Source organism: Paeniglutamicibacter sulfureus (assembly GCF_030512175.1).
Taxonomy (GTDB): Bacteria; Actinomycetota; Actinomycetes; order Actinomycetales; family Micrococcaceae; genus Paeniglutamicibacter; species Paeniglutamicibacter sulfureus.
Genome location: NZ_JAULBL010000001.1, coordinates 1,298,869 through 1,311,471 on the forward strand (window position 1 = coordinate 1,298,869; position 12,603 = coordinate 1,311,471).

The 12,603-nt window shown below is 64.8% G+C and carries 12 protein-coding genes and 1 pseudogene; 6 read left to right on the top strand and 7 right to left on the bottom strand.

What is annotated here, in order from left to right; all coding sequences use genetic code 11:
- Nucleotides 1–43 precede the first annotated feature (43 nt).
- From Q2T94_RS05635 to fbaA, 5 genes are all read right to left on the bottom strand, one after another.
- Nucleotides 44–316 (bottom strand): hypothetical protein, encoded by a 273-nt coding sequence (locus tag Q2T94_RS05635; RefSeq protein WP_302263208.1) that lies wholly within the window; start codon nucleotides 314–316, stop codon nucleotides 44–46.
- Complete coding sequence (locus Q2T94_RS05640; protein WP_302263209.1) at nucleotides 309–596, bottom strand: hypothetical protein; 288 nt, start codon at nucleotides 594–596, stop codon at nucleotides 309–311. The genes Q2T94_RS05635 and Q2T94_RS05640 overlap by 8 nt, the downstream gene beginning before the upstream one ends.
- A 151-nt stretch (nucleotides 597–747) precedes the next feature.
- A complete protein-coding gene (locus Q2T94_RS05645) occupies nucleotides 748–2,721 on the bottom strand; it encodes a serine/threonine-protein kinase (RefSeq protein WP_302263210.1) in 1,974 nt (657 codons plus the stop codon).
- Nucleotides 2,722–2,820: 99 nt separating this feature from the next.
- Complete coding sequence (locus Q2T94_RS05650; protein ID WP_264270570.1) at nucleotides 2,821–3,240, bottom strand: DUF3151 domain-containing protein; 420 nt, start codon at nucleotides 3,238–3,240, stop codon at nucleotides 2,821–2,823.
- A gap of 2 nt (nucleotides 3,241–3,242) precedes the next feature.
- On the bottom strand, nucleotides 3,243–4,265 hold the full coding sequence (gene fbaA, locus Q2T94_RS05655) for a class II fructose-bisphosphate aldolase (protein ID WP_302263211.1): 1,023 nt from the start codon (nucleotides 4,263–4,265) through the stop codon (nucleotides 3,243–3,245).
- A gap of 475 nt (nucleotides 4,266–4,740) precedes the next feature.
- On the opposite strand from fbaA, the gene Q2T94_RS05660 reads away from it, so the two are divergent.
- A complete protein-coding gene (locus Q2T94_RS05660) occupies nucleotides 4,741–5,472 on the top strand; it encodes a hypothetical protein (RefSeq protein ID WP_302263212.1) in 732 nt (243 codons plus the stop codon).
- 23 nt (nucleotides 5,473–5,495) lie between these two features.
- Here Q2T94_RS05660 and Q2T94_RS20530 read toward each other — a convergent pair.
- Nucleotides 5,496–6,062: pseudogene (locus Q2T94_RS20530) on the bottom strand (M23 family metallopeptidase); the annotation flags it as partial.
- A 300-nt stretch (nucleotides 6,063–6,362) separates the two neighbouring features.
- On the opposite strand from Q2T94_RS20530, the gene Q2T94_RS05665 reads away from it, so the two are divergent.
- From Q2T94_RS05665 to Q2T94_RS05675, 3 genes are all read left to right on the top strand, one after another.
- Nucleotides 6,363–7,007, top strand: a complete 645-nt coding sequence (locus Q2T94_RS05665) for a DUF6431 domain-containing protein (RefSeq protein WP_302263213.1) — start codon at nucleotides 6,363–6,365, stop codon at nucleotides 7,005–7,007.
- 86 nt (nucleotides 7,008–7,093) lie between these two features.
- Nucleotides 7,094–8,611 carry a DDE-type integrase/transposase/recombinase gene (locus Q2T94_RS05670; RefSeq protein WP_302263214.1) on the top strand — a complete coding sequence of 506 codons (1,518 nt, stop codon included), beginning with the start codon at nucleotides 7,094–7,096 and terminating at the stop codon, nucleotides 8,609–8,611.
- Nucleotides 8,608–9,420, top strand: a complete 813-nt coding sequence (locus tag Q2T94_RS05675) for an ExeA family protein (RefSeq protein ID WP_302263215.1) — start codon at nucleotides 8,608–8,610, stop codon at nucleotides 9,418–9,420. The genes Q2T94_RS05670 and Q2T94_RS05675 overlap by 4 nt, the downstream gene beginning before the upstream one ends.
- A gap of 382 nt (nucleotides 9,421–9,802) precedes the next feature.
- On the opposite strand, the gene Q2T94_RS05680 is transcribed toward Q2T94_RS05675, so the two are convergent.
- Nucleotides 9,803–10,477 carry a TrmH family RNA methyltransferase gene (locus Q2T94_RS05680; RefSeq protein WP_302263216.1) on the bottom strand — a complete coding sequence of 225 codons (675 nt, stop codon included), beginning with the start codon at nucleotides 10,475–10,477 and terminating at the stop codon, nucleotides 9,803–9,805.
- A gap of 162 nt (nucleotides 10,478–10,639) precedes the next feature.
- On the opposite strand from Q2T94_RS05680, the gene corA reads away from it, so the two are divergent.
- Both corA and Q2T94_RS05690 read left to right on the top strand, forming a co-directional pair.
- Entirely contained in the window at nucleotides 10,640–11,647 is a 1,008-nt protein-coding gene (gene corA, locus Q2T94_RS05685; RefSeq protein ID WP_302263217.1) for a magnesium/cobalt transporter CorA, read from the top strand.
- Between the two features lie 135 nt (nucleotides 11,648–11,782).
- Entirely contained in the window at nucleotides 11,783–12,577 is a 795-nt protein-coding gene (locus Q2T94_RS05690) for an HAD-IIA family hydrolase (protein ID WP_302263372.1), read from the top strand.
- Nucleotides 12,578–12,603: the final 26 nt, after the last annotated feature.

The window sequence follows — 12,603 nt, forward strand, 5'->3', positions numbered from 1 at the left end:
ACGAATAACCGATGCCCAGGAAGGCCCGCGAAAGCGGGCCTTCTCAGCCCGACATGGGTAATAAGGCGAAAAGGCTGACCATCGCCCCCACGACGGCCCCGGCAAAGACCTGGCTGCTGGTGTGGTGCCTGAGCTGAACCCGTGACCAGCTGAGTATTCCCACCACGGCCACCGCCACGGCCGCCCCAAAAGGCTGGTCTTCAAGGATGTGGAGGGCCACGAAGGCGGCCACGGCCACATGGATCGAAATCTTCCAGCGCAGCGTGATGCCTCCGGTGATCAGCAGGCCCGCCAAGATCAGCAACACCTCACGCAAGAGGACCGGTTCGACCCGAAGCCACACCATCAGCGCCAGGCCCAGCAGGATCGGCCAACGCGGTCAACAGCAATGGCCACCGCTGTTCGCGCCGGGTGATGTGGATGTCACTGACTTTCCCGGTCTTGCGGGCCCAGACGAGGGCCGCCCACGGGATGAGCATGGTGAAGGTGGTGGCCACGAACGCGTGGGGCCAGGAGACCTGCGGGAACCTCAGCGGGGTGAACATCAACAACGCGGTGACCAGGACCGTCGGGCACAGCGATGGGATATCAGCCATGGCAGTTGCCTGGAACGGGGAAGGGGCATGGTTTCCGGGTTTCCTGGAATCGGAGGTGGGCGCGGGTCACTGATCCTCCGTCCCGGTGCGCCGGGTCATCGAGACCGTGAGGGTATCAATCGCTGCCTGTTCGGCAGTCCGCGACTACCGGCTACCCGCGGGTGGTGATGCCAAACGGGTCGCTGGCCAGGTCGGTGAAGTTGCCGACCCCGGCCCGTAGGATGCAGTTCGGGGTGACGGACAACGCGGTGACCACCAGCCCGTCGGCGGAGACCGCCAGGGAACCGGAACAGCCGTCGGAGAAGCGCACGCCCTTCTCGCCCCCGGCCACCGCGGCGAGCATTGCCGAGGCCTTGCCCGTGGACGGGGAGGTGTAGAGCGGGTTCAGGACGTCTTCGCCGCCGGGCCACACCGGCACCAGGGTGACCGGAAGCGCGGTCTGGCTCACCGTTCGCGCCGGGGTGATGACCTTGATGTCCCGCAGCCGCTGCACCGGATACGCCGAGCCGGCCGCAGCAGGGTCCGACACCGCTGCGGTGGTTGCCGCGGCCGAAGCTTCCAGCCATTGCTCCAGGGCGTTCTCACCGACCAGTTCCACCGGAATCCTGGCGCTGGCCTCGACGCTGCCCTTGGCCGGGACGGTGATCCCGGCAAGACTCCACCCGCAGGTTGCGGAGATGCCACTCAGGCTCGGCTGGTTGCGTGTTGCCTCGAGCTTCTCCCAGGTCGCCGGTGGACAAGAGGCTGACGCGGACGCGCCTGGGAGCACCTCGAGGAAGGGCCCGCCCAGCGGTGATTTTTGCGCCGCATAGGTGATCGTCAGCGTCACTTCGTGCGCCTGGGCGTCGTATTGGGCGCTGCGGCTGACGGACAACCCACTGGGCAACGGGGCGTCCTGCTGGCTCGCGGTGGAATCTGCTGCCGGTGCCGCCGCGGGGGCCTCGGGCTTCGCCAGCGCCACGGCCCCGATGACGATGGCGATGGCCGCCACGAGGCCGCCGGCGATCATCGCGATGGACTTGCCGTGCAGCCATGCAGGCCGCGACCCGGCGCGTACAGGGGTGGGTGCCTGCTGTGGGCGGGGCCGCAATTCGGGCCGCGGCATCGACCGCACCACGGTGTGCTGGCCCACCGGACCCAGTTCGGGAAGCGCGGAGGCACCGTATCCGGAATCCGGAACCTCCTCCGACACTGGATCCGGCGCCGTGGCCGCGCCGCGCAGCACCGTGGCCGGACGCTCAAGGGGTTGGAAGTCCTCGGGTTCGGCGGCCAACGGCAGGGCCGGCAGGTCGTCGAATTGGGCAGCCAGCCGGCGCAGCCGCGCCGCGGCCTCGGGCGCGCCGGGCCGTTGGCGCGGGTCCTTGCCGAGTAGCGACTCGAGCGCCTCCCACAGAGCGTCGGGCACCGCCAACCGCGGCGGAAAGGTGGTCACGTGGCGGTAGGCGAGGGTGAAATCGGTTCCCGTCCCGGCGTACGGAGTCCGTCCGGAAAGCATCTCGTAGAGCATGATGCCGGTGGCGTAGAGATCGGCGGCGGGCCCGATCTCGCCGGTACTGAGCAGTTCGGGCGGCATGTAGGCGGGAGTTCCCACCATGCCGGTGGTGTGTCGGGATTTCTCGTGCATGACCGAGGCGATGCCGAAGTCCGAGACCCGCACGGCTCCTGCAAGTCCTGGCCTCCACGGTTCGGCCAGCAGCACGTTGTCGGGTTTGATGTCCCGGTGCGTCGTGTTTCGGGTGTGCGCATACGCAATGGCGTCCAGCATCTCGGCGCAGATGGCCAACGCGTCTGAAGCGGGAAGCGTACGGCGGTCTTCGAGCAGGTCGCGGAGGGATCCTCCGGGCACCAGGTCCATGAGGATGGCGAGCCTTTCACCCTCGACCACCAGGTCCCTGACCGCCACGATGTTCGGGTGCCGCAGTGCCAAAAGCACCGAACGTTCCTTCACGAAGCGCTCAACGAGGGCGGGGTCGTGGGCGTGTTCCGGGCGCAGCACCTTGGCCGCGAGGTCGGGGTCGCCCGGGAGCGCGCTGACCCGCCACACCTCGCCCACCGCACCGGAGCCGAGGGGCTCGACGAAGCGGTAGGAGGCGCCAAGCGCGTCACCGGGCTGCACGTTTGCCATTCTTTTTCGTCTGCTCCTTGGTTAAGCAGCAATTGTTCGTGCCGGACCCGGGGGTCGGCACGAACAATTGCCAGCGGGGCCTAAGGCGGCCCGACGGGATTACTCCGCTTCGAGCGCTGCGGCCGCGAGCGGATCGGAATCGTTGAGGAAGCGGCCAATGCGATCGACTTCCTCGGCCTCGCCGATGGCTGCGGCGGCGCGCTGCAGCGCATACAGCGAACGCAGGAAACCGCGGTTGGGCTCGTGCGCCCAGGGCACCGGGCCCTGGCCGCGCCAGCCGGCCTTGCGCAGGGCGTCCAGTCCGCGGTGGTAGCCGACGCGGGCGTAGGCGTAGGACTCCACGGTGCGGCCCTCCGCATGCGCGTCGTTGGCCAGCAGGGCCCAGCCCAGCGAGGATGCCGGGAAGGCAGCGGCAATGTCCACCGCTTCGTCTCCGGCTTCCAGCCGCGCCTTGACCTCGGTCTCCTCCGGCAACAGGGTTGCGGGGATGCCGAGCAGGTTTGCTCCAAGATCTGCCATGGTTACTTCAGCGCCTTTCCGGCGGAACCGAGCTGACGTGCGGCCTCCACGATGCGGGCGGCCATCGAAGCCTCGGCGGCGGCACCCCAGACGCGCGGGTCGTAGGTCTTCTTGTTGCCGACTTCGCCGTCGATCTTCAATACGCCGTCGTAGTTGGCAAGCATGTGGCCGGCCACCGGGCGGGTGAAGGCGTACTGGGTGTCCGTGTCGATGTTCATCTTGATGACGCCGTAGGAAACCGCGTCGGCGATTTCCTTGTCGGAGGAACCCGAGCCACCGTGGAAGACGAGGTCGAACGGGTTGGCCTTGCCAAGCTTGGACCCGACCTGCTCCTGGATGTCCTTGAGGATCTCCGGACGCAGCTTGACGTTGCCCGGCTTGTAGACGCCGTGCACGTTGCCGAAAGTCAGAGCCGTGATGTAGCGGCCGTTTTCGCCGGCGCCCAGGGCCTCGATGGTGGCCATGGCGTCCTCGACGGTGGAGTACAGCTTGTCGTTGATGGCGTTTTCCACGCCGTCTTCCTCGCCGCCCACGGCACCGATCTCGACCTCAAGGATCTGCTTGGCCGCGGCGGTGCGCGGCAGCAACTCCTTGGCGATGCGCAGGTTCTCTTCGAGGGTCTCTGCGGAACCGTCCCACATGTGCGAGTTGAAGTACGGGTTGCGGCCGGCGGCGACCTCGGCCTCGGAGGCCGCCAGCAGCGGCAGGACGAATTCGTCGAGCTTGTCGGCCGGGCAGTGGTCGGTGTGCAGCGCGATGTTCACGCCGTAGCTCTTGGCCACTTCGCGCGCGAACGCGGCAAAGGCCAGCGAACCGGTGACCATGTTCTTGACGGAGGCACCCGACCAGTAGGCTGCGCCACCGGTGGACACCTGAATGATTCCGTCGGATTCTGCTTCCGCGAAGCCGCGGATTGCGGCATTCAGGGTTTGCGACGACGTCACGTTGACTGCGGGGAAGGCGTAGCCGCCGGCCTTCGCAGAATCAATCATGGCGTTGTACTTTTCCGGTGTTGCGATGGGCATACTGACTCCTATGTAGAAAAGGAATATGTGGGGAGTAGACCTCGTTGGCTGTTCCCATCCTATCTACTTGTGTGCTGGATCGCTTACGGGATGACGCGAGGCCACCGAAGGGCGGCTCTGCGTGGTGGGTTTGTGTAGTTTGTCCGTGATCGCCTCGACCCCGAGCGAGGACACGTAGGTGACCGATCGGCCTTCCCACCCACTGATCTTTTCCGTATTACCGAGGGTTTCCCCCCGTCCTCGCCCAGGACTGTTGCGTTCTAGCCCCAAGCGCGCGTTGATCTTTTCAAAGAGAAGGATAGCAATTGCGGCTAACTTTAGTGGGCCGCTTTTTCTTCCCGAAATTGAGTCCGGGAGGCCCCGGCCAGCCCGGATGCGCCGGTCACTTCAGCGGCGGATCTGGGTCAGGCCCGGGTCGCCGAAAACCAAAAACTACGGCTATTTCGCTGTGCTTGCGGACGAAGACAGAGTCTCCATGCCGCCACTTGTGGTCGACGCGCCACTTGACGATTCCGTGGCCGGAGTCCCGGATCGCGATTCAGGCAATTTACTCGATGACTCGGTCGAGGTGCTCGTCGACGACTCGGTCGAGGTGCTCGTCGACGACTCGGTCGAGGTGCTCGTCGACGACTCGGTTGACGCGCTGCTTGACGACTCGGTCGGTTCGACGGACGGTGAAACCGTGGGTTCCGTGGTGGCCGGGGATGAACTGGTCGGCGGAGTAGTTTCGTCGCTCGGCGTAGGCGTCGGACTCGTTTCGGGTGTCGCCGAATTTGTGGGAGAAGGATCGGGAGTGTCGGTCGGTGAGGGTGTGGAGCTCGGCGTAGGCGTCGGACTCGTTTCGGGTGTCGCCGACTTTGTGGGAGAAGGATCGGGAGTGTCGGTCGGTGAGGGTGTGGAGCTCGGCGTAGGCGTCGGTTTTGTCGAGGGCTTTGTGTCGGGCGTGGGCGTGGGCTTTTGGCTCGGTTTCGGCCGTGGGGATTCTTTGCCTGGTGCCGTTGACTTGGGCGGGGTCGTGGTCGGTTCCGGCATCTCCACCTCGATGTCGTGGCCGTTCCGGCTCTCGGTCCGCGGCGCCCCCAAGTTGCGGATCGGTTCGGCGGCAATGGTGGTACGGCGCGAATCGATTTTCGCACTTGGCTGGCCGGGGATGACGGGCAGGAAGTTCCGGGGATCGTTCCAGCGTCCGTTGATGATCACTTCGTAGTGCACGTGGCAGCCGGTCGAGTTGCCCGTGGTGCCGCTGAGCGCAATGAGCTGACCCTGGCTGACGGTGTCGCCCGCCCTGGCGATGAGCCGCGAGTTGTGGCTGTAGCCGGTGCGCACCGAGGAGCCGTGGTCGATCGTCACGCGCATCCCAGAGTGGCCGGCCCAAGCCGACTGGACGACCACCCCGTCCGCTGTCGCATACACCGGGGAACCGCAGGGCAGGCCGTAGTCCTGTCCGATGTGGATCTGCGTCCCCGGACCGGTCGGGTTGTTCCGCCAGCCATACGGGCTGGTGATGAATCTCGAGGAAACCGGGTGGATCAGTTGGATCCCACCTGGTAGTACACCCAACGGCCCCACATTTTGTCCCACGAGTTGACCGGCGAATTGCCCGGTTGTCCCCCCGGAGCCCTGTGCCGATCCCGGGTCGGAGGCATCGGGCAAAGGCAGGCCTTCGGCCGCGCTGGTGATGTTCTCCGTGTCCCAGGCTATGGCGTCGATCCCGCTCAGCAGCGAGAGCTCGACAGGTTGCCTGTAGGCGGCCCCCTCGATCGCAAGCGGGGACGATGCCACGGGAATGGAGGCCACTTGGCGGTCGGCCAGTGTCGGTGTGCTCGAGACTGCAAGTGCGGCAACGATGGCGATTCCCGCGGCAGCTACTCGGGCTGACTTCGGCTGCCTACGTATCTGGGATGGCTTGGGTGTTGAGCGTCGCGTTGTTTGGGGATGAGCCGTCGAGTTCGGTGCCGATGCAAGGTTTCGACTTGTAGGTCTTGATCTTCGGTTATTGGCGGCGGCAAGCTGACGATAACCAAACTTAAGGCAAACGACCCAGCGCCAGATTTCGAAGGCTGCGCCGGGTCGTTCTAACGCGAAAGAGTCGCGCTAATGATCACGGTAAGTTATGCGCCCGCCGCTGTCGAATCTGATCTGCGTGGCGGCCTCCTTTCATGCCCCGAATGCGCCGGGGCATTGCGTCCGTGGGGCCATGCACGGGAACGACGGATCCGCATGGGAACCGCGGGGCCGTCCGTGTCGGTGTTTTGCCCGTTGCGGGCCCGGTGCACCGGATGCCGGATGACTCATGTGCTGTTGCCGGTTGTTCTGGCGGCACGGAAGGCTGATGAGGCTTTGGTGATCGCCGCAGCCATCGAAGCCAAGGCCCTCGAGGGGCTCGGCCACCGCTCCATCGCGGATCGGGTGGGCCGGCCGGTGAGCACGGTGCGTGGTTGGCTGCGGTCTTTCGGCTCTTCCGCCGCGTCCCTGTGTTCTTGGTTTCGGTCTCTGCTGCTCCGGGACGCGTCGGATGCCGCGTCGCTCTGGCCGCAGTCCGCCCGTGGAATTCTTGCCCAGGCCTTGGGGGTTCTGTTGGCCTATGCCCGGGTGGTGGGCGAGCGTTTTGCGGTCCCGGAAGCCAGTGCGGTTCCTTGGCATGCTGCCGCGTTGGCCAGCGCCGGGCCGTGGGTGTTCAGCGGCACCTGGTGGGTGAAAAGGCTTGCAACACCAATTGGCCCTGATAGGGCGGGGTGTTGATGGGCGAAAGTGGGCAACAAGCATGACCTGCGCCCCGGTGCAGGTGGTGCCGATAAATACCGTTTCCCTGAAAGGACACCGCCTTGATGCCACTTGCCCTGATCCCGGAACAGCGTCCGGAAACCTTCGTTGCAGCCGACCCTCCACCGGCAACACCGGCACCGTCCTCGGCTCCGGTGAAAGGACCGGTGAAACGCAGCGAACGCGCCGAGCAGATCGCCCTGTTCCGCTACCAGCTCATCCGGGAAGCAGCCGATGACCAGCTCGGTGCCAAGGCCCGAGGTGTCATGGTGCGCGCACTGGCCATCCAATACCATCCCTGGCCTTTCGGGGGCACCAAGCGGTTCTCCCGGGAAAGTATCGATCGCTGGATCAAGGCCTGGAAGAAGGACGGCTTTGACGGGTTGAAGCCAACCCAACGCGCCCAAGGCCCGATCACCGAGCCCCGGGTGCTGCTGCTGGCCGAGACCTTGAAGCGGGAGAAGCCTCACCGCACTGCCGCCCAAATCAAAAGGATCATCGCCACCACGCTGGGCGATGCACCCTCGGAAACGACGCTGCTGCGCCACTTCCGGTCCCTGGACATTTCCACCGGCGTTCCCGGGGCCGCCACCGGCCGCTTCGAAACCGAGGAATCCAACGAAATCTGGGTGGGAGATGCCCTGCATGGGCCGCGGATCGAGGGACGCAAAACCTATTTGTTCGCGTTCCTCGATGACCATTCCCGGATGGTGGTCGCCTCCCGGTGGGCCTTCGCCGAGGACACCGTCCGCCTGGCCGCGGTGCTGCGTCCGGCCCTGCAAACCCACGGAATACCACGTCAGGTCTATGTCGACAACGGCAGTGCCTTTGCTGACAAGGCACTTCAGCGGGTCACGGCGAAGCTGGGGATCAGGTTGGTTCATTCGGCCCCCTACCGCCCGCAGGGAAGGGGCAAAATTGAGCGGTTCTTCAATACCGTGACCCAGCAATTCCTGGGTGAAATCACCGTCACCAACCAGCCCTCGCTTCCGGGCACCGGGCAGGGATCGGAGATCTCCACCCTGCAAGAACTGAACGCGCTCTTCACCTCCTGGGTGCAGGTTCTCTATCACCGCACCATCCACTCCACCACCGGGCAAACACCGCTTGAGCGCTGGGATGCCAGCTGGGTCAAACGCACCCCGGTACGCAAATCCCCGGACCAGGTCAGTGAGGCATTCCTCTGGTCCGAGAAACGTAAGGTCACCAAGACTGCCACGATCTCCCTGCTGGGCAACACCTACCAGGTGGACCCGGTGCTGGCAGGAACCCGGGTCGAACTCATCTATGATCCCTTCGACCTGGCCGCCCCCATCGCCGTGCACTCCCACCTGGGAGTCCCGGCCGGAACCGCGACCCTGCTTCAGATTCGTCGGCACGTGCACCCGAAGGCCAAGAATGCGGCCGCCGACCGGGACGCCGGAGCCCAAAACGTTTCCACCGGTATCGATTACCTGCGCCTGCTCGAGGACCAACACAAACACACCATGAGCGGGGCTCCGATCAGCTTCGAGAAACTCGCCACCCCGTCCAGAAACACCGACACCGCCAAAGCGCACCACCGCCAGGAGAACACGCCGTGAGCATCACGTCACTGCAAAGCCATTACGGTTTTTCCCGCATGCCCTTCAGCGCGGACATCCCGCCCCAGGCGCTGCATCCGCACCCCGGGCACCGCGAGGCGATCGCCCGGATCCACTGGTGCATCGGCCAACGCCAAATGGGTGTGATCACCGGGGAGGTCGGTGCCGGGAAAACCGTCGCGGTGCGCGCGGCACTGGCCGGGCTCGAGGCCTCCCGCCACCAGGTCATCTATCTTCCGGACCCGACCATCACCATGCGCGGCATCCATGCCACCATCGTTTCGGCCCTGGGCGGCCAGCCATCCTTCTATTCCGGGGTACTGGCCACCCAAACCGCGGCACTGCTGGCCGGGGAGCTGGACGAGCGTTCCCGCCTGCCGGTCGTGGTCATCGACGAGGCGCACCTTTTGAGCAACACCGAGCTGGAATCCCTGCGCATGCTCACCAACACGGCCCTTGATACCGGGTCCCACTTCGCATTGCTGCTCATTGGGCAACCCACGCTGCGCAGGCGCCTGAAGATGGCCGTCCTGGCCGCGCTGGACCAGCGCATCGGCACCCGTTTCACCCTCACCGGCATGAACCTTGCCGACACAGCCAGCTATATCAAAGCGCATCTCGGTTTTGCGGGCAGATCGGACACGCTGTTCTCCGAGGATGCCGTTACCGCCATCCACCAGGCCTCCCGGGGTTACCCGCGAGCGGTGAACAACCTCGCCGTCTCCGCGTTGATCGCCACCTACGCCGGCAACAAGACCATCGTCGACCAGGCCGCGGCGCAATCCGCGATCACCGAAAACAGCGAATAGGAGCCCGGCACCGACGACGACCACGCCGTCAGCAAGACAACGAATGCCCTGCCGAAACCCCTCGGCAGGGCATTTCCATGGGCGGCTCGTCGTCAAACCCGGTGACGCGAAGATCGTCAAACAACGCGACGGTCAACACTTGGGCAGCGGAAACGGATGATTGACGCGATGCTTCTTCACCAGCGGGCCTCTCCGTTCCCCGGTCCGACACCAGGGCCGGTCCCGTCGCACGAGCGTCGGCGTCGTCCCGCTTTGGGAACGGTGACTGCACAAGCCCACCGCACGGGAACGAGCGCCCAATATTTACGCTAACTGAAGGACGGCACGGAAAGAAGGGATATTGGCCATGGGCCTGGCATTCTGGCCAAGCGGCTACGTTGGGCTAAACCGTCTGGTTAAAAACGTGGCGTCGGATCCACGCATGCATGGCGATTCCGGCTGCCGAAGCAGCGTTGATGGATCGGGTGGAACCGAATTGTTCGATTGACAATGTTGCCTCGGCGCTTTGGTGGACTTCCTCGCTCAGCCCCGGCCCCTCTTGGCCGAAGACGAGCACGCAATTGCGTGGCAGCTCATAGGTCTCCAGCTTCTGGGAATCCGGGAAAATGTCGATACCGATGATCGCCAACCCTTCACCCTGGGCCCACGCAACGAAATCCTCGACCGTCGGGTGGTGGCGGACGTGCTGGTAGCGGTCGGTGACCATTGCCCCGCGCTTGTTCCAGCGCCGTCGGCCGATGATGTGCACCTCCTTGGCCAGAAAGGCGTTGGCGGTGCGCACCACGGTGCCAATGTTCATGTCGTGCTGCCAGTTTTCGATGGCAATGTGGAAGTCGTGGCGGCGCTCGTCAAGGTCGGCGATGATCGCCTCCATGGACCAGTAGCGGTACTTGTCCGCCACATTGCGCCGGTCCCCCAGTTCCAGCAGCTCACGGTCGAAGTGCTCGCCGGATGGAAACTCGCCCTCCCACGGGCCGAGACCCACCTCGGGGCGTTCCTCATAGACGGGATCGTACTCGGTGGGTTCTGGTGCGGGGGTTTCAACGGCGGAAGTCACTCCTCAAGGGTAGTCGCCAATGGTCCCGCACCGGATCCCGGCCCTAAAACACCAGGTCGGGAAACCACGCGTGCAATGGCGTGCGGCCGGTTGATGGCAAACTTGGCTAAGGCACGATTGGTTCGCCGGGTTTTCCTCCGGCCCGGAACGCAAGGAGGATCCATGCCCATCATCGACAACGCGATCTACGTCAAGGGCAAGCGAGTGATCCATCCCCCGGACCTCAGCTCCACGTTCGAGTCCATGAAGGAGTCCGGCGGCATGGCCTGGCTGGGACTCTATCGACCCGACGAGGCCGAAATGCGGGAAGTCTCCGAGGAACTGGGCCTTCACGAACTGGCGGTGGAAGACACGCTCGCCGGCCACCAGCGTCCCAAGCTGGAGCACTACGGCGACCACCTCTTTGTGGTGCTTCGACCGGCCCGCTACATTGACGAATCGGAAAAGGTCGAGTTCGGGGAACTGCACGTCTACGTCGGTGCCGATTTCGTGGTGACGGTACGCCACGCGGAGTCTCCCAAACTGGCGCAAGTGCGCCACCGGCTCGAGGACGAAGCCGGGCTCTTGGCGATCGGTCCCGAGGCCGTCCTTTACGCCGTCGTTGACCAGGTCGTGGACGAATACGAGCCGGTGTTTGCGGGCCTGAGCAACGACATCGACGAGATCGAGGACCAGCTGTTCTCCGGGACCCCGAACGTCTCGCGGCGCATCTACGAGCTGTCCCGGGAGGTCATTGAATTCCAGCGCGCGCTCGCGCCGCTGGAGGACGTCCTCACCCGTTTGCGCAGGGACTTCAGGCTCAGCGACATTTCCGAGGACGACGCCCTGGAACTTGACCGCAAGCTCATCGACGTCCAGGACCACGCGATCCGGCTCACCGAGCGCATTACCTCCTTCCGCGCCCTGCTGACCAACGCCCTGTCGCTGTCCTCGACGCTGGCTTCCCAGCGGGCCACGGAGGCGGGACTGGCGCAAAACGAGCAGATGAAGAAGATCTCGGCGTGGGCCGCCATCCTCTTTGCCCCGAGCCTGGTCACCGGCGTGTACGGCATGAACTTCACGCACATGCCTGAATTGGACTTCACTTTTGGCTATCCGGCCGCGATCGGGCTGATGGTCGCCCTCGGAGTTGGACTCTTTGCCATCTTCAAGAAGAACAATTGGCTCTAGGTCTGCCCGGGGCTTCGTGCAATGCCGGGAAACCTGAAAGACTAGTGGCAGCAGGAAACCTCTCGAAAGGAACACCCACACGTGTCAACGCATGAACCACGCAACGTCCATGACATTGAATGCTGGCTCACGGACATGGACGGGGTGCTCGTCCATGAAAACCAGGCCATCCCGGGCGCCGCGGACATGATCGCGCATTGGGTCTCTTCCGGCAAGCGCTTCCTGGTGCTGACCAACAACTCGATTTACACCCCACGGGACCTGCGCGCGCGATTGCTTTCCTCCGGGCTGGACGTCCCCGAGGCCAACATCTGGACCTCGGCCATGGCAACCGCGGAGTTCCTGCGCCGCCAGCGGCCGGGCGGCCGGGCCTTCGTGATCGGCGAGGCGGGGTTGACCACCGCGCTGCACGATGCCGGTTTCATCCTGACCGACCAGGATCCGGAGTACGTGGTGCTGGGCGAGACCCGCACCTACTCCTTCGAGGCCATCACCAAGGCCATCCGGTTGATCGCCGGCGGCGCCCGCTTCATCACCACCAACCCGGATGTCACCGGCCCCTCGCCCGAGGGCCTGCTTCCGGCCACCGGTTCCGTGGCGGCGCTGATCACCCAGGCCACCGGCAGCGCCCCATACGTGGTCGGCAAGCCGAACCCGATGATGTTCCGCTCTGCACTGAACCGGATCGACGCGCATTCGGAAACCACCGCGATGATCGGGGACCGCATGGACACTGACATCGTCGCGGGCATGGAGGCAGGGTTGCTGACCATCCTGGTCCACACGGGAATCACCCGTCCCGGCGACGTGGCATCGTTCCCGTTCCGCCCGGATGTGGAACATGATTCGGTGGCCGAGATCCTGGCCGAGCTTCGCGAGGGACGCGTCGGCGAGGATTCGTTCGTTACCTCCGGGCCGCACGAAGACTGATCCGTAGCCAAGACACGGTGGACGTG

What these genes read in the sequence shown, in the direction of transcription:
- Q2T94_RS05660 (WP_302263212.1), top strand. Translation starts at nt 4,741, where the DNA reads ATGCCGCCACTTGTGGTCGACGCGCCACTTGACGATTCCGTGGCCGGA.
- Q2T94_RS05670 (WP_302263214.1), top strand. Translation starts at nt 7,094, where the DNA reads ATGCCACTTGCCCTGATCCCGGAACAGCGTCCGGAAACCTTCGTTGCA.
- Q2T94_RS05690 (WP_302263372.1), top strand. Translation starts at nt 11,783, where the DNA reads ATGGACGGGGTGCTCGTCCATGAAAACCAGGCCATCCCGGGCGCCGCG.
- corA (WP_302263217.1), top strand. Translation starts at nt 10,640, where the DNA reads ATGCCCATCATCGACAACGCGATCTACGTCAAGGGCAAGCGAGTGATC.
- Q2T94_RS05665 (WP_302263213.1), top strand. Translation starts at nt 6,363, where the DNA reads ATGATCACGGTAAGTTATGCGCCCGCCGCTGTCGAATCTGATCTGCGT.
- Q2T94_RS05650 (WP_264270570.1), bottom strand. Translation starts at nt 3,240, where the DNA reads ATGGCAGATCTTGGAGCAAACCTGCTCGGCATCCCCGCAACCCTGTTG.
- Q2T94_RS05640 (WP_302263209.1), bottom strand. Translation starts at nt 596, where the DNA reads ATGGCTGATATCCCATCGCTGTGCCCGACGGTCCTGGTCACCGCGTTG.
- fbaA (WP_302263211.1), bottom strand. Translation starts at nt 4,265, where the DNA reads ATGCCCATCGCAACACCGGAAAAGTACAACGCCATGATTGATTCTGCG.
- Q2T94_RS05645 (WP_302263210.1), bottom strand. Translation starts at nt 2,721, where the DNA reads ATGGCAAACGTGCAGCCCGGTGACGCGCTTGGCGCCTCCTACCGCTTC.